Here is a 24,325-nt window from a genome sequence, read left to right as displayed (position 1 = left end):
GCCTGGGGCGTACCCCGGCACCCCCAAGGAGATCCATGCGCGGACTCATGGCGGGCTTACTCGTGCTGGCCGCCTTGGCCGCCCCCGCCCACGCCGAACCGCCCCCGCCCGATCCCACCCCCACCCCGGCCCCGACCTACCGGCTCAACAACCCCGACGAGCCGGCCGCGGGCCGCCCCCGGCCCACGGTCCAGAACCTTCCCCCCACCCCGCGGCCGGTCGGCGAGCCGCTCAAGCTCACCTCCGATCAGCTGATCGTCGAGGTCGATCCCGCCTTCCCGCGAGTGCTGCGCTACACCGACCGGGCCGGTGGCGCCCATCTCGGGGGAGCGCGGGCCGTGCCCGCCGTGGTGCTGAACGGCCAGCCGTACGAGACGACCGTCACGGCGCGCGGCCACGACACCAGCACGGCCCGATATGTCCTGAAATTTCAACAATTACCGGGGGTGGAGCTCGACGCCGCCATCTGGGTCAAAGGCCGCGTGACCGGGTTCTCCATCGAAGCCGTCCGCGACACCGAGGCCTTCCGCGTCCAGACCGTCGACCTGCCCGGCCACGACCTGGTCTCCGTCTCCAGCGACCAGCCCGGTGCCGCCACCGCCTTCACCCGCCTGGACCCCAACTCCACCCGCACCGCCGACGTCTTCACCGCCCTGACCGACCGGACGCCCGCCGACCCCGCCCCCGTCGGCGCGACGTACGGCATCGTGTCCACCTCCCGCCTGGCCGCCGCCGTCGAGACCAACTCCACCTACGACCTGCCCGCGGGCCCCACCGACAAGGACGCCGCCCGGCTGTGGCACCAGGCGCGCGAGCTGCCCGGCGGCGGCATCGAGGTGGGCGTGTGGAGCGGCCAGTGGACCCACCGGGCGACCGGCTCGCCGTTCACCGAGGACCTGCCCTGGCCAAGGTCGTCGTCACCCCCGACGCCAACGGCGACGGCGCGGTGGACTGGCAGGACGGCGCGATCGCGTTCCGCGACATCATGGTCGAGCCGCTGGGCGCCGAGCGGACCCGCGACCGCGTGGTGATCCACATCCCCTTCAACTTCGGCAGCCAGGCCACCCACCCGTTCCTGCGCACGCTCGACGACGTCAAGCGCATCTCCCTGGCCACCGACGGGCTCGGCCAGCTGGTGCTGCTCAAGGGCTACCAGTCGGAGGGCCACGACAGCGCCCACCCCGACTACGGCGGCAACCACAACACCCGCGCGGGCGGCCTGGCCGATCTCAACACCCTGCTCAAGGCCGGCAGGAAGTGGAACGCCGCCTTCGGCGCGCACGTCAACGCCACCGAGGCCTACCCCGAGGCCAGGACCTTCGGCCAGACCCCGGTCGACCTGGCGGCCAAGGGCTGGAACTGGCTGGACCAGTCCTACCGCATCGACCAGCGCCGCGACCTGGCCTCCGGCACCCTCGCCGGGCGCCTGCGCCGCCTGCGGGCCGAGACCGACCCCAACCTGCAACTGCTGTACGTGGACGTCTTCCGCCCCTTCGGCTGGGTGGCCGACCGGACGATCGCCGAGCTGCGCGCCCAGGGCTGGCAGGTGGCCACCGAGTGGTCCGACAAGCTCGAACGCGCCAGCCTGTGGGCCCACTGGGCGGGCGACCTCAACTACGGCGGGGTCACCAACAAGGGGCTGAACTCCCAGATCATCCGCTTCATCCGCAACCACGAGAAGGACGTCTGGAACGCCCACCCGATCCTCGGCAACGCGCGCATCGTGGAGTTCGAGGGCTGGACGGCCGAGAACGACTGGAGCGCCTTCTACCGCAACATCTGGGAGCACAACCTGCCGGCCAAGTTCCTGCAGCGCGAGCGGATCACGCGCTGGGGCGCCGACGAGATCGTCTTCACCGGCGGCCTGCGGGCGAGCTTCGCCGACGGCAGGCGCGAGATCTTCGCAGGCTCCGCCAAGGTGCTGGACGGCACGGCCTACCTGCTGCCCTGGGACGGCAAGCTCTACCACTACAACGCCCGGGGCGGCCGGACCACCTGGCAGATCGCCCGGCCGGACGGCCGCCCGCTGACCGTCTACCGGCTCACCGGCCAGGGCCGCGTGCGGGCCGGCGAGGTCAGGCCCGCGGGCGGCCGGATCACGCTCGACGCCGTGCCCGGCGTGCCGTACGTCCTGGACACCCGGGCCAGGCCGGCCAGGCCCGGCTGGGGCGAGGGCACCGGCCTGAGCGACCCCGGCTTCAACGGCGAGCTGGACGGCTGGCAGGCCACCGGCCCGGTGAGCGTGCGCACGACCGAGCTGGGCCACCGCGTCGCCGTGCTGGGCGGCGGCGCGCCCGCCGCGCTGGAGCAGCGGATCGCCGGCCTGCGCCCGGGCCGGACCTACACCGCCTCGGCGTTCGTCGAGATCGAGCCCGGCCGCAGCCGCGAGACCGTGCTGCGGGCCGGCGACCGGTCGGTCACCCTGCACCGCTCCACGGCCAGGAACCACATCGCCGCCGACGAGAAGCGCGACACCTACTTCCAGCGCGTGTCGGTGACGTTCACCGCCCGCGGGGCGCGGGAGCCGCTGCGCATCGCGGCGGCCGGGGCCGAGGGCGAGGTCCGCGTGGACGACGTGCGGGTGATCCCGTCCGTTCCGCGGGGCGACAGGTGGACCTTCGAGGCGCCCGAGCCCGGCTGGGGGCCGTTCGTCAAGGGCGACGCGGGCGGCTCGCTGGACGCGCGCACCCACCTGTCGGAGCGGCACGAGCCGTACACGCAGAAGGGCTGGCAGGGCAAGGCCGTCGACGACGTGCTGGCCGGCCGGTGGTCGCTGAAGTCCCACGAGGAACGGCAGGGCCTGGTCTACCGGACGGTGCCGTGGACGGCGCGGTTCGAGACCGGCCGCGCCTACGAGGTGTCCTTCTCCTACCAGAACGCCCTGGCCGGCACCTACGCCTGGGTCACCGGCTACGACAAGGCGGGCCGCAGCGTGCAGACCCGCCTCACGCCCGTCCCGGAGCGGCGCTCCACCGCGCGCTTCACCGAACGGGTGGTGGCCGGCTGCGGCGACGTGTGGGTGGGCCTGCGCTCGCTGCGCCCCGAGCAGCCGGGCGCCGACTTCGTCCTGGACGACTTCGCGGTCGAGGACCTCGGCCCGGCCCCGGAGGCGGGTGCGTGCGCCACCGTCGAGGTCAAGCCCGCCTCGCCCGCCTTCGAGCAGGGGGCGGCGGGCGAGGTGACCACGGTGTTCACCAACCTGGAGGACCAGGCCGCCGAGGTGAGCCTCACGCTGGCCGCGCCCGCCGGGTGGACGGTCACCGGCCAGGGGAGCGGCGTCGTCGAGCCCGGCGGCACGCTCACCAGCCGCTGGCAGGTCACCCCGCCGGCGGACGCGCCCTACCGGATTCGTCCGCAGTGCTCCGGCCTTCCGGTCAGGGTGAAGCGGCTTCTTCCTCGTAGCGGGTAGGAAAAGCCGATTCGCCGCCGTGGCGGATCGGCGTCTGCTAGATTGACCGCGTTGGGTACCGCCGGACGGGCGGGAACGGAGCCGCAAGGCTCGAAAGCCTGTGGAGATCTGGTAAGACCACTTCGGTGGCGCAGGTCGGCGAAGCAGGAAGCCACAGAAGTGCCGCCCGTGCGGCACAGGCTGAATCTTCGGCGTTCATGCCGGAGAGCGCGTCAATACCTGGGCGGGCGCTGCACGGCCTTCACGGCCCAGGTCGGCGTGGACAACTCCCAGGGCACGCGCGGCTCGGTCCGGTTCAGCGTGAAGTCCGGCGAGCAGGTGCTGGCCGCCAGCCCGGTGCTGCGCAACGCCGATCCCGCCCATCCGCTGACGGCCCGGCTCGACGGGGTCCGCTACCTGGACCTGGTGGTGGACAACGGCGGCGACGGCAACGGCAACGACCACGCCGACTGGGGGGAGGCGCGCCTGACCTGCTGACTCAGGGCTGACTCAGGGCTGACTCGCGGGCCGGCTCAGGGCTCGGGCCGGATCTCCACGGCCGGCCCGCCCACCCGGTCCAGCTCCAGCACGACGATCTCGTTGCCGCCCGCCCGCAGCAGGGGAGCGGGCAGGTACAGCGCGCGCTGCGGGCCGCGCTCCCAGTAGCGGCCCAGGCAGAAGCCGTTCACCCACACATACCCCTTGCCCCAGCCGGGCAGCGCCACGAAGGCGTCGGCGGGCTCGCCCGCCTCCAGGACGCCGCGGAAGAAGGCGGGCGGCGCGGCTGCCGTGCCGGGCTCGAAGCGCACGCCGGAGACGTCCTCCAGCGGGTAGGCCGTGACGGAGAAGCCGTGCAGGTACTGCCGGCCGTGCAGCACCCCGTCCACGCCCTTGCGCTCGCCCAGGCGGGGCCCGAAGTTCGTCCGCCCCATCGACTCCACCAGCAGCTCCACCGTGGCGGGACCCGCCACCGCCAGGCCGGGCCGCTCCCCGTCACGCTCCAGCACCGCCACCGGCTCGCCGTCCACGCTCACGTGGGCCCGGTCGCGCAGGCCGTCCACGGTCAGGGGGCGCGGCCCGCGCGGCCCCGGCACCTCGACGCGGTAGCGGACCAGGCCGTGGGCCATGCCGAGGTCCTCGAAGGAGGGCGGCGTCGGCGACGTCGACTCTGCGCCCAGGCCGCTGTCGGCCAGCCGTACCGACTCGGTCAGCGGCACCGATGACGGCGGCAGAGCGGGCGGCGTGGGCGGCACCTCGGGCAGCTCGCCCGTGTGGCGGGCGAGCACCTCGCGGAACAGCCAGAACTTCGCCGTGGGCGCGCCGCGCTCGTCGATGGGGGCGTCGTAGTCGTAGGAGCCGACCGTGGGCCGGTAGGGGCCGTCGTGCAGCTCGCCGGTCCGGTTGGCGCCCGCCCAGGTGCCGAAGCTGGTGCCGCCGTGCGCCATGTAGACGTTGACCGACGCGCCGGTGGCCAGCAGCCGCTCCAGCGTCGCGGCCGCCTCCTCGGGGTCGCGTGTGACGTGCTCCTGGCCCCAGTGGTCGAACCAGCCGCACCAGAACTCCATGCAGAACAGCGGGTCGCCGGGGCGGTGCTCGCGCAGCGTGGCGAAGGCCCGCTCGGGGTCGGAGCCGAAGTTCACCGTCGCCGGCACGCCCGGCAGCGTGCCGCCGGTCAGGTACCAGTCCTCCGGCCCGTCGGAGGTGAACAGCGGCACCTCGACGCCGTGCCCGGTCAGCCGGTCGGCCAGATGCCGCAGGTAGTCCCGGTCGGTGCCGAAGGAGCCGTACTCGTTCTCCACCTGCACCATGATCACGTTGCCGCCGCGGGTGACCTGCCGCTCGGCGACCCGCGGGATCACCTCGGCCAGGTAGCGGTCGACGTGGGCCAGGTAGCGGGGGTCGCTGGTGCGCACCCGCACGCCGGGCCGGGCCGTCAGCCAGGCGGGCAGGCCGCCGTTGTCCCACTCGGCGCAGATGTACGGCCCGGGCCGCACGATGGCCAGCAGGCCCTCCTCGGCGGCGGCGTCGAGGAAGGCGCCCAGCTCCTCCACCCGCGTGAACCGGCCGGGACCGGGCTCGTGGAGGTTCCACGGGACGTAGGTCTCGACCGTGTTGAGCCCCATCGCGCGCAGCATGCGCAGGCGGTGCCGCCAGTGCCCCGGCACGACGCGGAAGTAGTGCAGGGCGCCCGACAGCACCCGGAACTCCCGGCCGTCGAGCCGGAAAACCCGGCCATCAATGATAAAACTTCGCATTCGCGTCCTTAAAGGTATGTATGTCTTTAAAGTAGGATTCTTCGGCTCCAGCATGGAGCCCCCGGCCGGTCCGGGGCCATGGACAAGCGTGGGGAGTTCTTGGACGGATGGGCGCGGGGTTCCGGCAGTGGATGCACTACCTCACGCCGAGCGACGCCCACCGCCGGCTCGGCCTGGTGTGCCTGGGCGTCGGCCACCAGGAGGGGCACCTGCCCACGGTGGGCCCCCGCACCATGCGCAACCACGTCGCCGTGGTGGTGACCGAGGGCAAGGGCTGGTTCCGCCACGGCGCCGGCCCGCTCCTCGAGGTCGCCGCCCCCGCGGTGCTGTGGCTGTTTCCCGGGGTGCCGCACCACTACGCCCCCTACGACCCGGGCTGGACCGAGTGGTTCGTCGACTTCACCGGCCCGGCCGTGGCCGCCTACCAGGGCCTCGGCTTCCTCGACCCCGCCGCCCCGGTCACCCCGCTGACCACCGCCGACCTTCCGGTCCAGGCCATCGGCCGCATCGCGCGGGCGTGCCGCCTGGGCAGCCCCTACCTGGAGGTGGAGACCTCCGCCATCGTCCACGACGTGCTCGTGGCGCTGCGGCGCTGCCGCGCCGACGAGCACCCCGGCGGCGAGCCCGTGCTGGCCCGGCTGGCACGCGACGCCTGCCTGCCGCTGTCGGTGACCGAGCACGCCAGGCGCCTGGGCATGCCGCCGGCCGAGCTGCGGCAGGTGGTGCGCCGCCTGACCGGCTCCAGCCCCAAGGACTACCTGCTGACCGTACGGCTCAACCGCGCCAAGGACCTGCTGGCCACCTCCGGGCTGCCGGTGGCGGCCGTCGCCCGGCGCGTCGGCTACGACGACGCGGCCTACTTCACGAGAATTTTCACCCGGCGCGTCGGGCTGCCGCCCAGCGAGTTCCGCGCGCAGCACTATCGTGGGCTCACGCTTAACTGAGGCTTATCCGGGGCGTGGTCGGATACTGCGGGGTAGCGTTACGCATCCCTCCGGCCAACTGAAACCTCCAAGGAGTGCACGCGGTGGAATGGTCGCGTAACGTCGCGGGAGCGATACCCTGGGTGACAACCGCCGCCCGGCTGGTCCTGGGCATCGTGCTGATCGTCGCGGGCGTGCCCAAGTTCCGCGACCAGATCCAGTCCGTGACGGCGGTCAAGGCCTACCAGCTGCTGCCCGACTCGGCGGCCACCATGGTCGGGCACGCCCTGCCGGTCGTGGAGATCGTTGTGGGCGTGCTGCTGGTGCTGGGCCTGCTGACCAGGGTGGCCGGAGTGATCGGCGGGCTGCTCATGGCGGCCTTCGTCTTCGGCATCGCCTGGGCGTGGGCCAACGGCCTCAGGATCGACTGCGGCTGCTTCGGCGGCGGCGGCCAGCTGGCGGCCGGGCAGGAGCCGACCTATCTGGTCGACATCCTGCGCGACTTCGGCCTGGCGCTGTGCGCCGCGTGGACCGTGCGCTTCGCGCCGGGACGCCTGGCGCTGGACGGGGCGCTCGGCCTGACGGGTGGTTCGGGTGGTTCGGAAGGAGAAGGGTGATGGGCAAGGCCGGGCGCGAGAAGTCGGTGCGCGAGCGCATCAAGGAGCAGCAGCAGGCCGCGCGGGCCGCCGAGAAGCGCCGCAGGATGCTGACCTACGCGGCCGTGGGCGTCGTGGCCCTGGCCGCCATCGGCGGCGGCTGGTTCTACACCTACAGCCAGAGCCGGTCCGAGCAGCCCGCGGCCGGCCCGCTGGCGCCCATCACCGTCCAGCCCGACGGCTCGGTGGCGATGGCCAAGCAGGGCGTGGCCAAGCCCGTCATCGACGTCTACGAGGACTTCCAGTGCCCCGGCTGCCAGCAGTTCGAGGAGCTCAGCGGGCCTACGCTGAAGAACCTCGCCTTCGAGGGCAAGGCCAAGGTCGTCTACCACCCGATCACGATCTTCGGTCAGGAGCCGCTCAAGAGCAACTCCGTGCGGGCCGCCGCCGCCCTGCGCTGCGTGCCCGGCGGGGAGCCGTGGATGCGCCTGCACGACAAGCTCTTCCAGGAGCAGCCGCGCGAGGGCGACGTGGGCTTCCAGATGGCCGACCTGGTCGCCTGGGGTAAGGAGGCCGGCGTGACCGCGCCCGGCTTCGAGCAGTGCGTCACCTCCCAGCAGCACGCCCAGGCGCACCTGGCCTACTCCGGCAAGACCATGAAGGAGGCCGCCATCGAGGGCACGCCCACCGTCAAGCTCGACGGGCAGGCCCTGGAGGGCGAGCAGCTCAGCCCCGTGGGCCTGCGCCAGGCCGTCGAGGATGCCGCCAAGTAGCCCCGGGTCCGCTACTCTCAGCTGACATGCCCCTAGTCTCGATTCCCAGCCCCTCCCAGGGAGTCTGGTACCTGGGCCCGATCCCGCTGCGGGCCTACGCGATCTGCATCGTGCTCGGCGTCGTCGTGGCCGTGTGGCTGGGGGAGCGCCGCTGGCGTGCCCGCGGCGGCCGGCCCGGCACGATCGTCGACATCGCGGTCCCCGCCGTGATCTGGGGCCTGATCGGCGGCCGGCTCTACCACGTGATCACCGACTGGCAGATCTACTTCGGCAGCCGGGCCCAGAAGGAGCCCTACGAGGCGCTGTTCATCTGGGAAGGCGGGCTGGGCATCTGGGGGGCGATCGCGCTCGGCGCGTTCGGCGTGTGGCTGTCGTGCCGCAAACGGGGCATCTCGCTGAGCGCCGTGGCCGACACCGTCGCCCCCGGCATCGCCTTCGCCCAGGCCATCGGCCGCTGGGGCAACTGGTTCAACCAGGAGCTGTACGGCTCGCCGACCACGCTGCCGTGGGGCCTGGAGATCGACACCGCGCACGGCGGCGAGCCGGGGGTGCTCTACCACCCGACGTTCCTGTACGAGTCGCTGTGGAACGTCGCCCTCGGCCTGCTGCTGCTGTGGGCGGGCAAGAGGTTCGAGCTGCGCCACGCCAGGCTCTTCGCCCTCTACGTCGCCGGCTACACCCTCGGGCGGTTCTGGATCGAGGGGCTGCGCATCGACCCGGTGGGCGGCGTCGACCACGCGGTGACGTTCCTCGGGCTGCGGCTCAACCAGTACACCGCGCTGCTGCTGTTCGTCGGCGCGCTCGTGTACTTCTTCAGGGCCCGGGGCAAGACCACGCCGGAGATCGTCGACCCCGAGGCCACGGCGGACGAGCCGCGGGACGACACGGGCGACACGACGGATAAGGCCGACACGGGTGACACGGCGGATAAGTCCGCCACGACCGACAAGGCTGACGCGGACGACGCCACGGACGACGGGGCGGACACGGCCAAGGCCGGGGACGAGGCCGTGGAGGAGGAGAGGAACGCGCGATGAGCAGTCGCGCGGAGATCCACCACCAGCACCGCGACGTCACCGGCGGCTGGCTGCGGCCCTCGGTGTTCGGGGCGATGGACGGCCTGGTGTCGAACTTCGCGCTCATCGCGGGCGTGGCGGGCGGCACCGGCGACACCAGGGTCATCGTCCTGGCCGGCATCGCGGGCCTGGCCGCAGGAGCCTTCTCCATGGCCGGGGGCGAGTACGTCTCGGTCGCCAGCCAGCGTGAGCTCGCGCTGGCCGAGCTGGCGGTGGAGCGGCGCGAGATCGAGCGCCACCCCGAGGCCGAGCAGGCCGAGCTCGCCCAGTCCTACGTGGACAAGGGCGTGGAGCCGGCGCTGGCCGCCGAGGTGGCCCGGCAGCTGTCCCGCAACCCCGAGCAGGCGCTGGAGGTCCACGCGCAGGCGGAGCTGGGCGTGGTCCCCTCCGACCTGCCCTCGCCCCGCCTGGCCGCCGTCTCGTCGTTCCTGTCCTTCGCCGCGGGGGCGCTGCTGCCGCTCCTGCCGTACCTGCTGGGGGTGCGCAGCCTGTGGGTGTCGGCCGTGGTCTCGTGCCTGGCGCTGTTCGGCGCCGGCGCCCTGGTGTCGGCGGTGACGGCGCGCAGCTGGTGGTACTCGGGGCTGCGCCAGCTCCTCGTCGGCGTGCTGGCCGCCGGGCTCACCTTCGGGCTGGGCAGCCTGATCGGGACGACGGCGCTGTGAGGGCCGCCAAGGCCGGACGGACCGTCGCGCCCGGCAAGCCCCCCGGCGTCACGCGCCGGCGCCGCCGCGCTCCCAAGTCCGACTGGCAGTTCCCCCTGCTCACCGACTGGGGCCTGCGGCCCGAGCAGCAGCGCCTGCTGGTGATCATCGCCTCGGTCGTCGGCGTGCTGGCCGCCGCCGCGACCGGCGTGGCGCTGATCGCCTCGCTGGGCGGCGCCCGGCCCGAGCCCGCCACCCTGTCCGCGCAGGCCGCGCCGTCCCAGGACTGGCCCTCGGACTTCCAGGGCTGGACCTCGCCCAAGGAGTTCGCGCCCATCGCCGAGCGCGGCAAGGACTCCCGGCCGCTCACCGCTGGGGAGCTGTTCGGCGCCAAGACGCTGACGGTCGACAAGAAGGTGACGCTCAAGCTGGCCGGCAAGGCCGTGGAGGCCGACTGCGCGGCCGCGCTGTGGGGCCGGCACCTGGTCGAGGAGGTGGCCAAGGCGGGCTGCACCCAGGTCGCCCGCGGCCTGTACGTCAGCGCCAGCCGCCGCTACGTGGCCCAGTACACCCTGCTCAACCTGCGCGACGTCCGCGCCGCCGACGGGCTGGTGACCGCGCTGAAGACGCTGTACCGGGACGGCTGGGTGCGGCCGCTGCCCGCCGGGGAGGCGGCCATGCCCCAGCGCGGCTACACCCAGGCCAGCGCGTACGCCATGGGCCACTACGTCGGCCTGGTGTGGGTGGCCAGGGCCGACGGGGCCGAGCCCGGGCCCAAGGACGACTTCGTCTCGCTCGCGCTGGCCCTGCGCACGCTGGAGAAGCCCCTCTACCGCCGGGTCGTGGCCGTCGCGGGGCCGACGGGCTGATGTCCCGCCGCCTGGTCGTCGCCCTGCTGCTCGCCGCGGTCGCAGTGGCGGCCGGTGTCGCCTGGCTGGCGTTCGGCCGGTCCGGCCCGCCCCGTCCCGCCGCCTTCGCCGGGGAGCCCACCTCGGCGATGTACTCCCCGATCGACACCCGTGCCGCCGATCCCCGGCCGCTGACCGTGGCCGAGGTCTTCGGCCAGGCCCGGGTCGGCTCGCTGGTCAGAGGGGAGACCGCCGAGTTCGCCGACTGCGCCGAGGTGCTCGACGGCGTGAGCGCCCCGGGCTGCACGCAGGCGCTGCGCGCCGTCTACGGCGGCGGCCCGGTGGCCGGGCAGTTCGTGGTGTTCAACATGCCCGACGGCCGCGCCGCCGACGCGCTGGTGGCGGCGCTGGGCCGGGACGGCTTCGTCCGCCAGGCGGCGCCGTTCGACGCCGCCCGCAGCCGCGCCCAGGTCCGCGCGCTGGGCCACTACGTCACCGTCAGCTGGATCGGCCCGGTCTCCGGCTCGCCCGACCTGTCCGACCCGCACGTCCACCTCGACGGGCTGGCCGCCAAGGCCATCCAGGCCCGCGTGGTCGCCGCTCTCTAGCCCGGCCCCGCGCGGCCGGTCCGCAGGGACGCCCGCACGGCCGCGGGCAGCTCCTCCAGCCGGTGCAGCGGCGCCTCCACCGGTGTCAGGTCCGCCACCCACGGCGCCACCTCGCGCAGGACGGCGCGCGCCTCGTTCTTGGTGAGCCGCCGCTCCCCGGACGCCGCGATGATCCCCTCCCGCCAGGCGTTGGCCATCTTCCCGTGCCCGCGGGCCAGGATGCGGCGCGCGACCTCCTCCGCCGGATCGGACGCGGGCCCCGGCTTGCGGAACGCGTCCACGACGGACCCCCTGGCCTCCAGCCGGAAGACCGGCGACAGCGCCCGCCGCAGCCGCTCCAGCTCCCGCGGCGGCTCGGCCAGCCACACCCGCACGTGCTCCGCGCCCGCGGCCAGCAGCACCCGCGGGAGGGCCGCCTCCATCCCCGGCGGCAGGGCGACGGCCACGCGCTCCTGCCTGCCCTGGTACGGCCTGGCCAGCCAGGTGGCCGGCTTGACGCGGGGCGCGCCGAGCTGCCTGGGCCACTCGCCCACCAGCACGTCCCAGGCCGCCTCGCCGAACTCCGCGGGCACCGCGACAGGCCCCGTGGCCGCCGCCTCGACCGACTGCGGCCCGTGGGTGTAGATGGCCGTGCCGTACGTCTCGACGCGGGCCGCCACGGCCGGGCGGGTCTTGGAGGTGGGGCGCAGGACGTAGAGGTCGGCGGCCGACCCGATGGCCTCCGCCCCGAAATAGCGGTTGAAGTCGGGATAGATCGCCTCATAAGCGAGGTTGAGGTCCGACAGGCTGCTTTGCACCTTCAGCGCCAGCATGGGGGTGCGCTCGCTCGCGCCGTACGCCAGCAGCACCCGCCCCTCGTCGGCGATCCCCTCCACGGCCCTGGCCACGAACAGCCCGACGCCCTCCGGCGTGTACGGCGGGTCGGTGAAGGCCAGGTCGTGCCCGCGCGCCGACGGCGGCAGCCCCAGCCGCAGGTCCGCCCACCGCGTCCGCACGCCGAGGTCCTGCTCGTCCAGGTAGGCCAGGATCCGGTCGTCGACGTCGACCACGGTGACGTCGACCTCGGGATGGACGAGCTTGACCGCCAGCGAGGTCAGGTCGTGGTCGCCCACGCACAGCAGCCGGCTCCCCGGCAGCCAGAACCGCGCCCCCAGCAGCAGCGCCCGCCGCAGCACGGTCTCCGGCGTGGCCGCCACGTGGTCGAGCTGCCTGCGGGCGCGCGGCGCCTTCGCCACGAGCTCCTCCAGCCGCGCCAGGACCTCGCCGTGGCGGGGGAGCAGGTGCTCGACGGGGTCGGCGGGCGGTGGGGTGAGCGGGAGCAGGTCCCGGTAGCCGGGCGCGCAGGCGGGCGGGACGCGGAAGCGGTCGCCCCACCGTTCCAGCTCCACCTCGCGCAGCAGCGCCTCCAGGGCCCGCCGGGAGGTGGCGGCGTGCCTGACCAGGTCGGCCAGGCTCCACCAGCGGCCCTCGCACAGCAGCATGAGGGCGTGCCGCAGCCGCCTGCTGTCCGGCCCGAGCTCCTCCAGCAGCTTCTCCAGCCCCCCACGATCCATGCGGTCACCCTACGGGAGGTTGCCGGGGGATGAATGTTCGCGATGTGGACGTGGTGGGCACCATTGCGACAAGGTGCTGGTAACCTCTATCGCACAACCACAGAGCAGCAGGGCCAACGTCGTCCCTCGCCTGGCTGAAGCAGTTGAGACAGACGAAGACGACGGGAGGGTTTTCATGCCTGCTGCCCGCCATGGGTTCCCCGAGCCCCAGGGCCTTTACCACCCCGCCAACGAGCACGACGCCTGCGGTGTCGCCATGGTGGCCGATGTGGCCGGGCGCCGCGGTCACGACATCGTGGTCAAGGCGTTGACGGCCCTGTGCAATCTCGACCATCGGGGGGCCAAGGGTAGCGAGCCGGACACCGGAGACGGTGCCGGCATCCTGACGCAGGTGCCCGACGCCTTCCTCCGCGCGCAGGTCGACTTCCCGTTGCCCGAGCCCGGCCATTACGCGGTCGGCATGGCGTTCCTCCCGGTGGACGAGGAGGCGCGCCGCACGGCGGTGGGCATGATCGAGGAGATCGCGGCCGAGGAGGGCCTGACCGTCCTGGGCTGGCGCGAGGTCCCGGTCGACCGGGAGCTGCCCGGCCCGAGCGCCCGCGCCGTCATGCCGCACTTCGCCCAGCTGTTCGTGACCAGCCCGGGCGGCGAGAGCGGCCTGGAGCTGGACCGGCTGGCGTTCTGCCTGCGCAAGCGGGCCGAGCACGAGGCGGATGTGTACTTCCCCTCGCTGTCGTCGCGCACGCTCGTCTACAAGGGCATGCTGACCACCACGCAGCTGGAGCCGTTCTTCCCCGACCTGGGCGACGAGCGGTTCGAGACGGCGATCGCGCTGGTGCACTCGCGCTTTTCCACCAACACCTTCCCCAGCTGGCCGCTGGCGCACCCCTACCGGTACATCGCCCACAACGGCGAGATCAACACGGTCAAGGGCAACCGCAACTGGATGCGCGCCCGCGAGGCCATGCTGGCCTCCGACCTGATCCCGGGCGACTTCGCGCGGCTGTTCCCGATCTGCGACCCCGACGCCAGCGACACCGCCAGCTTCGACGAGGTGCTGGAACTGCTGCACCTGGGCGGCCGGTCGCTGCCGCACGCCGTGCTGATGATGATCCCCGAGGCGTGGGAGAACCACACCGAGATGGATCCCAAGCGGCGCGCGTTCTACGAGTTCCACGCCTCGATGATGGAGGCCTGGGACGGCCCGGCCTCGATCACCTTCACCGACGGCACGCTCGCCGGCGCCGTGCTCGACCGCAACGGCCTGCGCCCCGGCCGCTTCTGGGTGACCGAGGACGGCCTGGTCGTGCTGGCCTCCGAGGCGGGCGTGCTCGACATCGCGCCGGAGAAGGTCGTGCGCAAGGGCCGCCTGCAGCCGGGCAAGATGTTCCTCATCGACACCGAGCGCGGCAAGATCATCGAGGATGACGAGATCAAGGCCGAGCTCGCGGCGGCCCAGCCGTACGAGGACTGGCTGCACGCCGGCCTGGTCCGCTTCGAGGAGCTGCCGGCGCGCCAGCGCGAGATCCCCACGCACGAGGCGCTGATCAAGCGGCAGCAGACCTTCGGCTACACCGAGGAGGAGCTGCGCATCATCCTCGCGCCGATGGCCAAGACCGGGCAGGAGCCGATCGGCTCGATGGGCACCGACACGCCCGTGGCGGTGCTGAGCGAGAAGCCGCGGCTGCTGTTCGACTACTTCAGCCAGCTGTTCGCCCAGGTCACCAACCCGCCGCTGGACGCCATCCGCGAGGAGCTGGTCACCAGCCTGGCCAGCGTGCTGGGCCCCGAGGGCAACCTGCTGGACCCCGGCCCCGCCTCCTGCCGCCAGCTCGTCCTGCCGTACCCGGTGATCGACAACGACGAGCTCGCCAAGATCATCCACATCAACGACGAGGGCGACCTGCCGGGCTTCCACCCGCACGTGATCAGCGGCCTGTACGAGGTCGCGGGCGGCGGCGCGGCGCTGCGCAGGCGCCTGGAGGAGATCTGCGCCGAGGCCTCGCAGGCCATCAGGAACGGTGCGCGCATCCTCGTGCTGTCCGACCGCGGCTCGAGCGAGGCGCTGGCGCCGATCCCGTCGCTGATGCTGACCGGCGCGGTGCACCACCACCTCATCCGCGAGAAGACCCGCACCCGCGTGGGCCTGGTCATCGAGACCGGCGAGGCGCGCGAGTGCCACCACATGGCGCTGCTCATCGGCTACGGCGCCGGCGCGGTCAACCCCTACCTGGCCATCGAGACCATCGAGGACATGGGCTTCGGCCCCAAGGGCGTGCGCAACCTGATCAAGGCGTACGGCAAGGGCGTCATCAAGATCATGTCCAAGATGGGTGTGTCGACGGTCGCCTCCTACACCGGCGCGCAGATCTTCGAGGCGCTGGGCCTGGGCGAGGAGGTCATCGACACCTGCTTCGCCGGCACCACCTCGCGCCTGGGCGGCGTCGGCTTCGAGGAGCTGGCCCGCGAGTCGGCCGAGCGGCACCGCAAGGCCTACCCGCGGGTGGAGAACCCGCACCGCCGGCTGGAGGTCGGCGGCGAGTACCAGTGGCGCCGCGAGGGCGAGCCGCACCTGTTCAACCCCGAGACGGTCTTCAAGCTGCAGCACGCCACCCGCAGCCGCCGTTATGAGATCTTCAAGGAGTACACCAGCCTGGTGGACTCCCAGTCCGAGAGGCTCATGACGCTGCGCGGGCTGTTCAAGCTCAAGACGGGCGTGCGGCCCCCGGTGCCGATCGAGGAGGTCGAGCCGGTCAGCGAGATCGTCAAGCGGTTCTCCACCGGCGCGATGTCCTACGGCTCGATCTCGGCCGAGGCGCACGAGACCCTGGCCATCGCCATGAACCGGCTGGGCGGCAAGTCCAACACCGGCGAGGGCGGCGAGGACCCCGAGCGCCTGTACGACCCCGAGCGCCGCTCGGCGATCAAGCAGGTCGCCTCCGGCCGGTTCGGCGTCACCTCCGAGTACCTGGTCAACGCCGACGACCTGCAGATCAAGATGGCCCAGGGCGCCAAGCCCGGCGAGGGCGGCCAGCTGCCCGGCCACAAGGTCTACCCGTGGGTCGCCAAGACCCGGCACTCCACACCGGGCGTGGGCCTGATCTCGCCGCCGCCGCACCACGACATCTACTCCATCGAGGACCTGGCGCAGCTCATCCACGACCTGAAGAACTCCAACCCCCGGGCCAGGGTGCACGTCAAGCTGGTCGCCGAGGTCGGGGTCGGCACGGTCGCGGCGGGCGTGTCCAAGGCCCACGCCGACGTCGTGCTCATCTCCGGCCACGACGGCGGCACCGGCGCCTCGCCGCTGACCTCGCTCAAGCACGCCGGCGCGCCCTGGGAGCTCGGCCTGGCCGAGACCCAGCAGACGCTGCTGCTCAACGGCCTGCGCGACCGCATCGTCGTCCAGGTCGACGGCCAGCTCAAGACCGGCCGCGACGTGATCATCGCGGCGCTGCTGGGCGCCGAGGAGTACGGCTTCGCCACCGCCCCGCTGGTGGTGTCCGGCTGCGTGATGATGCGCGTGTGCCACCTGGACACCTGCCCGGTCGGCGTCGCCACCCAGAACCCCGAGCTGCGCAAGCGCTTCACCGGCAAGCCCGAGTTCGTGGTCAACTTCTTCGAGTTCATCGCCGAGGAGATCCGCGAGTACCTGGCCGAGCTGGGCTTCCGCTCCCTGGACGAGGCGATCGGCCACGCCGAGCTGCTGGACGTGACCGCCGCCGAGAACCACTGGAAGGCCGGCGGCCTGGACCTGTCGCCGATCCTGCACCAGCCGTCGCTGCCGGCGGGCACGCCGCTGCGCAAGGTCGTCGAGCAGGACCACGGGCTGGAGCACGCCCTGGACAACACGCTCATCCAGCTGGCCGAGGGCGCGCTGAGCGACGGCACGCCCGTCACGCTGGAGCTGCCCATCCGCAACGTCAACCGCACGGTCGGCACGATGCTCGGCTACGAGGTGACCAGGCGGTACGGCGGAGCCGGCCTGCCCGACAACACCATCGACATCGGCTTCACCGGCTCGGCCGGCAACTCCTTCGGCGCCTTCGTGCCGCGCGGCATCACGCTGCGCCTGACCGGCGACGCCAACGACTACGTCGGCAAGGGCCTGTCGGGCGGGCGGATCGTGGTCCGGCCGCACGAGTCGGCCCCGCTGGACGGGCACATCATCGCCGGCAACGTCGCCCTGTACGGCGCCACCTCCGGCGAGGTGTTCATCCGCGGCGTGGTCGGCGAGCGGTTCTGCGTGCGCAACTCCGGCGCCACCGCGGTGGTGGAGGGCGTGGGCGACCACGGCTGCGAGTACATGACCGGCGGCCGCGCCGTCGTCCTGGGCCCGACCGGGCGCAACTTCGCGGCCGGCATGAGCGGCGGCATCGCTTACGTGCTGGACCTGGTGCCCGAGCGGGTCAACCGCGAGATGGTCGCCATCGAGGCGCTGACCGAGGACGACGCCGAGTTCCTGCGCGAGACCGTCGAGAAGCACTTCGCCGAGACCGGCTCGCCGGCCGCCAAGGAGCTGCTGGCCGACTGGGACGCGGCGCTGGCCCGGTTCGCCAAGATCATGCCGACGGACTACAAGCGGGTGCTGCGGGCCGCCGAGGCCGCCCGCCTGGAGGGCCGCGACGTCGACGAGGCCGTGATGGCGGCCGCGGTGCAGGGGTGAGCGCCATGCCTGACATCACCGCCGTGCCGTACATCACCGAGACGATCGAGAGGGAGGCGTAACCGATGGCCGACCCGAAGGGTTTCCTCACGCACGAGCGGGAGCTGCCGGCGCGCCGCCCCGTCGAGGTCCGCATCCAGGACTGGCGCGAGGTCTACGAGGGCTTCTCCCAGGAGAAGCTGACCAAGCAGGCCGCCCGCTGCATGGACTGCGGCATCCCGTTCTGCCACAACGGCTGCCCGCTGGGCAACCTCATCCCCGAGTGGAACGACCTGGTCTACCGCGACGACTGGCGGGAGGCGATCGAGCGGCTGCACGCCACCAACAACTTCCCGGAGTTCACCGGCAGGCTCTGCCCGGCTCCGTGCGAGGCGGCGTGCGTGCTCGGCATCAACTCCGACCCGGTGGCGATCAAGCGGGTCGAGGTCGAGATCATCGACCGGGCCTTCGCCGAGGGCTGGGTCACCCCGCAGATCCCGGCGAAGAAGACCGGCAAGAAGGTCGCCGTCGTCGGCTCGGGCCCGGCCGGCCTGGCCGCCGCCCAGCAGCTCACCCGCGCGGGGCACGACGTGGTCGTCTTCGAGCGGGCCGACAAGGTCGGCGGGCTGCTGCGCTACGGCATCCCCGAGTTCAAGATGGAAAAGCGCCACCTGGACCGGCGGCTGGAGCAGATGCGGGCCGAGGGCACCGAGTTCCGCACCGGCGTCAACGTCGGCGTCGACGTCACCGCGGCCCGGCTGCGGGCGGAGTTCGACGCGATCGTGCTGGCGGGCGGCGCCACGGCCTGGCGCGACCTGCCCATCGCCGGGCGCTCGCTCAAGGGCGTCTACCAGGCGATGGAGTACCTGCCGCCGGCCAACCGCGACCTGTCCGACTCGCCGATCAACGCCCGCGGCAAGCACGTGGTGGTGATCGGCGGCGGCGACACCGGTGCCGACTGCATCGGCACGGCCATCCGGCAGGGCGCGGCCTCGGTCACCCAGCTGGAGATCATGCCGAAGCCGCCGCGGACGCGGCCCGGCCACCAGCCCTGGCCGACGTACCCGACCCTGTTCAAGGTCGAGTCCGCGCACGAGGAGCTGGAGAAGCAGGGCGGGCAGCGCGTCTACGCCGTGTCCACCCTCGAGTTCGTCGGCGACGAGTCCGGACATGTCCGGGCACTGCGCGTGGTCGACGTCGAAGGCCCGGAGACCGGCTTCCGCCCGATCCCCGGCACCGAGCGCGAGATCCCGGCCGAGCTCGTCACCCTGGCCATGGGCTTCCTCGGGCCGGAGAAGGGCCCGCTGCTGACCGACCTCGGCGTCGAATACGACGCGCGTGGCAACGTCGCCCGCGACAAGACGTACATGACCAACGTCGAGGGCGTCTTCACCGCGGGCGACATGGGGCGCGGCCAGTCGCTCATCGTCTGGGCGATCGCCGAGGGGCGGGCCGCCGCCTCCGGCGTGGACCGCTACCTAACCGGGGAGACGGCTCTGCCGTACCCCATCCTGCCGACGGCCAGGCCGCTGGTCTGAGCACGCCGAACGCGGGCGCGAGCGGCCGGTGTCCCGCCCCGGGGCGCCGGCCGCTTCGCGTGGGGCGGGGCGTCCACGGCCCCGCCGTACCAAAAGCTGATATGTGCCGAAATCTCGGCGCTTGTTTGCTTTTATCCCCATAGCGGGGGAAGATGCCCGGCCTAAGGGCGTCACCGCGAAGGGGGATCAATGGGACGGCTGGGCCGGGGACTCGCAGCGATGGCCGTCGGCGCCGCCCTCCTGTCGTGCGCGCCCGCCACGCCCCCGGCGGCGGCCGAGTACCTCGTCTTCTACGCCGCCGGAGCACGCGCCGACGCCCTGAAGGCCGTGCGGGCCGCGGGCGGCACCGCCGTCGCGACCGAGCCCAAGCTCGGCTACATCGTGGCCGCCGGCCGCCGGGACGGCTTCGCCGAGGCGCTCGGCGCCAGCCCGGCGATCGCGGGCGTGTCCTCCGACCGCCCGATCGGCTACGCCTCGGCCCGCACGCTCGACGCCCTGCCCGACGCCGCCACCCTGGCCGGCAAGCCCGGCGACGCCAAGCCCGGCGCCTCGGGCGAGCCGCTGGCCCACCGGCAGTGGGACATGCGGATGATCGGCGCCGACCGCGCCCACGCGCTGGCCCCCGGCACCAAGCAGGTCCTCGTCGGCGTCATCGACACCGGCGTGGACGGCGACCACCCCGACATCGCGCCCAACTTCAACCGCGAGCTGTCGCGCAACTTCGTCACCGACATCCCCAAGGACCCCCGCGGTCAGGTCGTCGACGGCCCGTGCGAGCACAAGGGCTGCAAGGACCCCGCCGACGTGGACGACGACGGCCACGGCACCCACGTCGCCAGCACCATCGCCGCCCCGGTCAACGGCTTGGGCATCGCGGGCGTCGCCCCCGGCGTGCAGATCGTCAACCTGCGCGCCGGCCAGGACTCCGGCCTGTTCTTCCTCAAGCCCAGCCTCCAGGCCCTCACCTACGCCGCCGACATCGGCGTGGACGTGGTGAACATGAGCTACTACGTCGACCCGTGGATGTTCAACTGCGCCGACAACCCGGCCGACAACCCCCGCGAGCGGCAGGAGCAACGGGCGGTCATCACCGGCATGCAACGGGCCATCGACTACGCCAGGAGCAAGGGCGTCACGCTCATCACCGCCCTCGGCAACGACAGCCTGGACCTCGGCCACCCCGTGACCGACCACGTCAGCCCCAACTACCCGCGCGGCGTCGCCGCCAAGAGCCGCAAGCTCGACAACTCCTGCCTCAACGTCCCGGCCGAGTCCAAGGGCGTCGTCTCCGTCGCGGCCGTCGGCCCCTCCGGTAGCCTGGCCGGCTACTCCAACTACGGCCTGGAGCAGACCGACCTGGCCGCGCCCGGCGGCGACGTCACCGACGGCGAGGGCATGGCCGTGGGCGGGGCCATCCTGGCCGCCGCGCCCGAGGACGTGCTGCGCCGGAAGCGGAAGATCCGCCCCTCCGGCGAGCCCGCCACCAGCCAGATCGTCCGCGACTGCCGCGGCGGCACCTGCGCCTACTACCAGTACATGGAGGGCACCTCCATGGCCGCGCCGCACGCCGCCGGCGTGGCCGCCATCCTCATCAGCCGCTTCGGCAAGCCCGGGCCCGGCGGCCTGCACCTGGCGCCCGCCGAGGTCGAGCGGCTGCTGTACGCCACGGCCACCCCCAAGGGCTGCCCCTCCTCGAGCGAGTGCCGGGGCGACAGGAAACACAACGGTTTCTACGGCAGGGGCATCGTCGACGCCTTCAAGGCGGCTACCGTCAAACTATGATGTACCGCCTCATCGGCGAGACGGCGATGGTCGTGCACTTCGTCTTCCTCGTCTACATGGCGGTGGGCGGGTTCCTGGCCTGGCGGTGGCCGCGCACCATCTGGCTCCACGCGGCCGTGGCCGCCTGGGGCCTGCTGTCGGTGCTGACCGGGATCGAGTGCCCGCTGACGGTCGTGGAGGACTGGGGACGGCGGGGCGCCGGGCAGGCCGGGCTGCCGCCGACGGGATTCATCGACCACTACATCGAGGGCGTCATCTACCCGGAAGAACACACCAACCTGGTCCGATGGGCCGTCGCGGCCCTCGTGTTCACCTCCTGGACCGGCTACGTTCTGCGCAGACGGTGATGGCCGAGTGGTCTGTACCAATTAAGGTAGGAGCTGTGACTCGTCGCGCGAAAATCGTCTGCACCCTCGGCCCCGCCACCTCCTCGCCCGAGCGGCTTCGCGAGCTGATCTCCGCGGGGATGGACGTAGCCCGCTTCAACCTCAGCCACGGCACCCACGAGGTCCACAAAGAGGTCTACGACCGGGTCAGGGAGGCGGCCGCCGAGCTCGGCAGGGGCGTGGGCGTCCTGGCCGACCTGCAGGGCCCCAAGATCCGCGTCGGCACCTTCGAGGACGGCCCCGTACGGCTGGGCTTCGGCGACGTCTTCACCATCACCACCGAGGACGTGCCGGGCGACCGCGAACAGGTCTCCACCACCTACAAGGGCCTGCCGGGCGACGTGCGCCCGGGCGACACCATCCTCGTCGACGACGGCCGCCTCGTGCTGGAGGTCACCCGCGTCGACGGCCCCCGCGTCACCACCCGCGTCGTCATCGGCGGCATGATCTCCGACAACAAGGGCCTCAACCTGCCCGGCGTCAACGTCAGCGCCCCCGCCCTGACCGACAAGGACGAGGCCGACCTGCGCTGGGCGCTGCGCACCGGCTTCGACATGATCGCGCTGTCGTTCGTGCGCCGCCCCTCCGACGCCGACGTGGTGCGCAACATCATGGAGCAGGAGGCCGTACGGCTCCCGCTCCTCGCCAAGATCGAAAAGCCGCAGGCGGTGCACCGGCTCCCCGAGATCGTCGAGGCGTTCGACGGCATCATGGTCGCCCGCGGCGACCTGGGCGTCGAGCTGCCCCTCGAAGAGGTGCCGATCGTCCAGAAGCGGGCCATCGAGCTGTGCCGCGAGAAGGCCCGCCCCGTCATCGTCGCCACCCAGATGCTCGACTCGATGATGCACAGCCCGCGGCCCACCCGCGCCGAGGCCAGCGACGTGGCCAACGCGGTCATGGACGGCGCCGACGCGGTCATGCTGTCGGGGGAGACCTCGGTCGGCAACTATCCCGTCGAGGCCGTCGCCACCATGGACCGCATCGCCCGCGCCTCGGAGAAGGTGTCGCTGCGGGCCACCCACACGCTGGAGCGCATGCCCGAGACCGTCGGCGGCGCGATCGCGCGGGCCGCCGCCGAGGTGGGCGCCATCGTCGGCGCCAAGGCGCTGTGCGCGTTCACCATGTCCGGCGAGACCGCGCGGCGGCTGGCCCGCTACCGCTCGCCCATCCCGCTGCTGGCCTTCACCTCCGCCCCCCACGTGCGCGGCCAGCTGTCGCTGACCTGGGGCGTGGAGACCTTCGAGGTGCCCTTCGTCCACCACACCGACGACATGGTGCGCCAGGTCGAGGCGTCCCTGCTGGCGCAGGGCCGGCTGGAGAAGGGCGACAAGGTCGTCATCGTCGCCGGCTCGCCCCCCGGCACCCCCGGCTCCACCAACGCGCTGCGGGTCCACACGATCGGCGCGGCCGTCTCCCACCCCAACTGACGGCCACAGGCCCGGGGCTCGCGGCCCCGGGCCCCGTGGCGCGGCTCAGTTGGCGTGCAGGGCCGCGTTGAGCTCGACGCCCTGACCCCGGCGCGGCACCGCCTCCACCGCCCCGGTCTGCGAGTTGCGCCGCAGCAGCAGCCCGCTCACGCCCGACAGCTCCCTGCCCTTCACCACGCGCCCGTCCGGCAGGGCGACCTTCGTCCCCGCCGTGACATACAGGCCCGCCTCCACCACGCAGTCGTCGCCCAGCGAGATGCCGATCCCGGAGTTGGCGCCCAGCAGGCAGCGCTCGCCCACCGAGATGACCTCCTTGCCGCCGCCCGACAGCGTGCCCATGATCGACGCCCCGCCGCCGACGTCGGAACCGTCGCCCACGACGACGCCCGCCGAGATCCGCCCCTCCACCATGGACGCCCCCAGCGTCCCGGCGTTGAAGTTCACGAACCCCTCATGCATCACCGTGGTCCCCGCCGCCAGGTGGGCGCCCAGCCGTACCCGGTCGGCGTCGGCGATGCGCACCCCCGAAGGCACCACGTAGTCGACCATGCGCGGGAACTTGTCCACTCCGTAGACCGTCACCGGGCCGCGGGCGCGCAGCCGCACGCGGGTCCGCTCGAAACCCTCCACCGCACACGGCCCGTGATTGGTCCACACCACGTTGGCCAGCACGCCGAAGATGCCCTCCAGGTTGAGCCCGTGCGGGCGGACCAGCCGGGCCGACAGCAGATGCAGCCGCAGGTAGGCGTCGTGCGCGTCCACCGGGGCCTCCGACAGCTTGGCGATGCCGGTGCGCACGGCCACCACCTCGACCCCGCGCGCCGGATCCGGGCCGACGAGCGAGGCCAGCTCGCCCGCCTCCTCCGCGGGCAGGCGCCGCGTGCCGGCGGCCGGCGGCTCGCCCAGCTCGGGGCTCGGGAACCAGGTGTCCAGGACGGTGCCGTCGGAGGCGACGGTGGCCAGGCCGACGCCGTACGCGCCGGTGGCGGAAGGATCGATAGCACTCACGCGGCCCAAAATACCGGCCCGCCGGCCGCGCCCTCCCGGCGACCCGCTAACGGCCCGGGTGCAGGCGCACCCACTCCTCGCACGCCTGCAGCATGCTGCGCCGTACCGCGTCGAAGAACTCGGCGGCCAGCGCCAGCCGCCGCCCCGCGGACGTGCCGGAGCCCACGACCTCCACGCCCTCCTGGCACAGACCCACCCACAGGCCGACCGCCTCGGCCCGCGCCCGCCACATGCGCGCCCACATGTCCTCGTCGATGACGTACCGCTCGCGCCGCTCCCCGGGCAGGCGCTCGCGCCGCAGCATGCCCAGCTGCTCCAGGTAGCGCACCATCTTCGACACCGACGCCGGGCTCACGCCCAACCTTCCGACCAGGTCGGCGGCGGTCAGCCCACGCGCCTCGCTCAACAGGAGCGACACCAGGACCCGCGCCATCATCGACGTCGCACCCGTCTCGATCATCATCTCGGCGAACCGCCGCTCGAAATCCCGCACCGCCTCGTCCCTGCCGGGGCCGCCCCCGGGAGACCGCCGGGACGCCACCGGCCCGGCCCGCCGGGCACGCTCCCGGGAGGCGCGCTGCGCCTGCTCCGGCCGGTACGCCGACCGCCCGCCGTTGCGCCCCACCTCCCGGCTGACGGTCGACGTCGGCCGTTGCAACCGCCGGGCGATCTCGGCATAGCCCAGCCCCTCACGCAACCCCTCGGCGATCAACCCGCGCTCCTCGAAGGTGAGCCGCCCTCCCGGCATGCCACCGCTCCTTCCGCCCCGTCACCAGTGTGCGTCCACCGTCAGCTCATTGCAACACCCCGCGATGCATTCACCGTCAAAGCTGTTGCAACTACGTTTTCCATACGCCGTGATCTATTGCCGACCCACG

General features: G+C 72.8%; 19 protein-coding genes. 15 read left to right on the top strand and 4 right to left on the bottom strand.

What is annotated here, in order from left to right:
• Positions 1 to 35: 35 nt before the first annotated feature.
• The 3 genes from BSB02_RS41915 (at position 36) to BSB02_RS03170 (ending at position 3,886) form a co-directional block, all read left to right on the top strand.
• A complete protein-coding gene (locus tag BSB02_RS41915; RefSeq protein WP_240506144.1) occupies positions 36 to 1,031 on the top strand; it encodes a hypothetical protein in 996 nt (331 codons plus the stop codon).
• Positions 986 to 3,409: an endo-alpha-N-acetylgalactosaminidase family protein gene (locus BSB02_RS03175; protein ID WP_240506167.1), complete on the top strand. Its 2,424-nt coding sequence runs from the start codon at positions 986 to 988 to the stop codon at positions 3,407 to 3,409. Before BSB02_RS41915 ends, BSB02_RS03175 begins: the two co-directional genes overlap by 46 nt.
• Before the next feature lie 159 nt (positions 3,410 to 3,568).
• Positions 3,569 to 3,886, top strand: a complete 318-nt coding sequence (locus BSB02_RS03170) for an NPCBM/NEW2 domain-containing protein (protein ID WP_338064318.1) — start codon at positions 3,569 to 3,571, stop codon at positions 3,884 to 3,886.
• Positions 3,887 to 3,921: 35 nt separating this feature from the next.
• Here BSB02_RS03170 and BSB02_RS03165 read toward each other — a convergent pair whose 3' ends face one another.
• The gene (locus BSB02_RS03165; protein WP_084956550.1) at positions 3,922 to 5,643 is read right to left on the bottom strand and encodes a glycoside hydrolase family 35 protein; all 1,722 of its coding nucleotides are present in this window, start codon (positions 5,641 to 5,643) and stop codon (positions 3,922 to 3,924) included.
• A gap of 107 nt (positions 5,644 to 5,750) precedes the next feature.
• On the opposite strand from BSB02_RS03165, the gene BSB02_RS03160 reads away from it, so the two are divergent.
• From BSB02_RS03160 to BSB02_RS03130, 7 genes are all read left to right on the top strand, one after another.
• Entirely contained in the window at positions 5,751 to 6,587 is an 837-nt protein-coding gene (locus tag BSB02_RS03160; protein WP_084956548.1) for a helix-turn-helix transcriptional regulator, read from the top strand.
• A gap of 83 nt (positions 6,588 to 6,670) precedes the next feature.
• A complete protein-coding gene (locus BSB02_RS03155; protein ID WP_240506142.1) occupies positions 6,671 to 7,183 on the top strand; it encodes a MauE/DoxX family redox-associated membrane protein in 513 nt (170 codons plus the stop codon).
• Positions 7,183 to 7,935, top strand: coding sequence for a DsbA family protein (locus BSB02_RS03150; protein WP_084956544.1), 753 nt, complete (start codon positions 7,183 to 7,185; stop codon positions 7,933 to 7,935). The genes BSB02_RS03155 and BSB02_RS03150 overlap by 1 nt, the downstream gene beginning before the upstream one ends.
• A gap of 26 nt (positions 7,936 to 7,961) precedes the next feature.
• Positions 7,962 to 8,972 (top strand): prolipoprotein diacylglyceryl transferase, encoded by a 1,011-nt coding sequence (lgt, locus tag BSB02_RS03145; RefSeq protein WP_084956541.1) that lies wholly within the window; start codon positions 7,962 to 7,964, stop codon positions 8,970 to 8,972.
• Positions 8,969 to 9,673: a VIT1/CCC1 transporter family protein gene (locus tag BSB02_RS03140; RefSeq protein WP_084956539.1), complete on the top strand. Its 705-nt coding sequence runs from the start codon at positions 8,969 to 8,971 to the stop codon at positions 9,671 to 9,673. Before lgt ends, BSB02_RS03140 begins: the two co-directional genes overlap by 4 nt.
• Positions 9,670 to 10,521 (top strand): hypothetical protein, encoded by an 852-nt coding sequence (locus BSB02_RS03135; RefSeq protein ID WP_084956538.1) that lies wholly within the window; start codon positions 9,670 to 9,672, stop codon positions 10,519 to 10,521. The genes BSB02_RS03140 and BSB02_RS03135 overlap by 4 nt, the downstream gene beginning before the upstream one ends.
• Positions 10,521 to 11,108: a hypothetical protein gene (locus BSB02_RS03130; protein WP_084956536.1), complete on the top strand. Its 588-nt coding sequence runs from the start codon at positions 10,521 to 10,523 to the stop codon at positions 11,106 to 11,108. Before BSB02_RS03135 ends, BSB02_RS03130 begins: the two co-directional genes overlap by 1 nt.
• Here BSB02_RS03130 and BSB02_RS42875 read toward each other — a convergent pair.
• Positions 11,105 to 12,661, bottom strand: a complete 1,557-nt coding sequence (locus tag BSB02_RS42875; protein WP_276206308.1) for a bis-aminopropyl spermidine synthase family protein — start codon at positions 12,659 to 12,661, stop codon at positions 11,105 to 11,107. The two genes, BSB02_RS03130 and BSB02_RS42875, sit on opposite strands and share 4 nt — an antisense overlap.
• A gap of 175 nt (positions 12,662 to 12,836) precedes the next feature.
• Here BSB02_RS42875 and gltB point away from each other — a divergent pair, with 175 nt between their 5' ends.
• The 5 genes from gltB (at position 12,837) to pyk (ending at position 22,439) form a co-directional block, all read left to right on the top strand.
• Positions 12,837 to 17,327, top strand: a complete 4,491-nt coding sequence (gene gltB, locus BSB02_RS03120; protein WP_084956534.1) for a glutamate synthase large subunit — start codon at positions 12,837 to 12,839, stop codon at positions 17,325 to 17,327.
• A 65-nt stretch (positions 17,328 to 17,392) separates the two neighbouring features.
• Positions 17,393 to 18,844, top strand: a complete 1,452-nt coding sequence (locus tag BSB02_RS03115; RefSeq protein ID WP_084956532.1) for a glutamate synthase subunit beta — start codon at positions 17,393 to 17,395, stop codon at positions 18,842 to 18,844.
• A gap of 189 nt (positions 18,845 to 19,033) precedes the next feature.
• Positions 19,034 to 20,626: a S8 family peptidase gene (locus BSB02_RS03110; RefSeq protein ID WP_084956530.1), complete on the top strand. Its 1,593-nt coding sequence runs from the start codon at positions 19,034 to 19,036 to the stop codon at positions 20,624 to 20,626.
• Entirely contained in the window at positions 20,623 to 20,973 is a 351-nt protein-coding gene (locus BSB02_RS03105) for a DUF2784 domain-containing protein (protein WP_084956528.1), read from the top strand. Before BSB02_RS03110 ends, BSB02_RS03105 begins: the two co-directional genes overlap by 4 nt.
• 35 nt (positions 20,974 to 21,008) lie before the next feature.
• Entirely contained in the window at positions 21,009 to 22,439 is a 1,431-nt protein-coding gene (gene pyk / locus BSB02_RS03100; protein WP_084956526.1) for a pyruvate kinase, read from the top strand.
• 45 nt (positions 22,440 to 22,484) lie between these two features.
• Here the strand turns inward: pyk and dapD are convergent, their stop codons facing one another.
• Positions 22,485 to 23,447, bottom strand: coding sequence for a 2,3,4,5-tetrahydropyridine-2,6-dicarboxylate N-succinyltransferase (dapD, locus tag BSB02_RS03095; protein ID WP_084956524.1), 963 nt, complete (start codon positions 23,445 to 23,447; stop codon positions 22,485 to 22,487).
• 46 nt (positions 23,448 to 23,493) lie between these two features.
• Positions 23,494 to 24,195 (bottom strand): GbsR/MarR family transcriptional regulator, encoded by a 702-nt coding sequence (locus BSB02_RS03090; RefSeq protein WP_084956522.1) that lies wholly within the window; start codon positions 24,193 to 24,195, stop codon positions 23,494 to 23,496.
• Positions 24,196 to 24,325: the final 130 nt, after the last annotated feature.

The organism is Thermoactinospora rubra, assembly GCF_002093975.1.
Lineage (GTDB): Bacteria > Actinomycetota > Actinomycetes > Streptosporangiales > Streptosporangiaceae > Nonomuraea > Nonomuraea rubra_A.
This window is presented reverse-complemented; position numbering and strand designations above follow the sequence as displayed.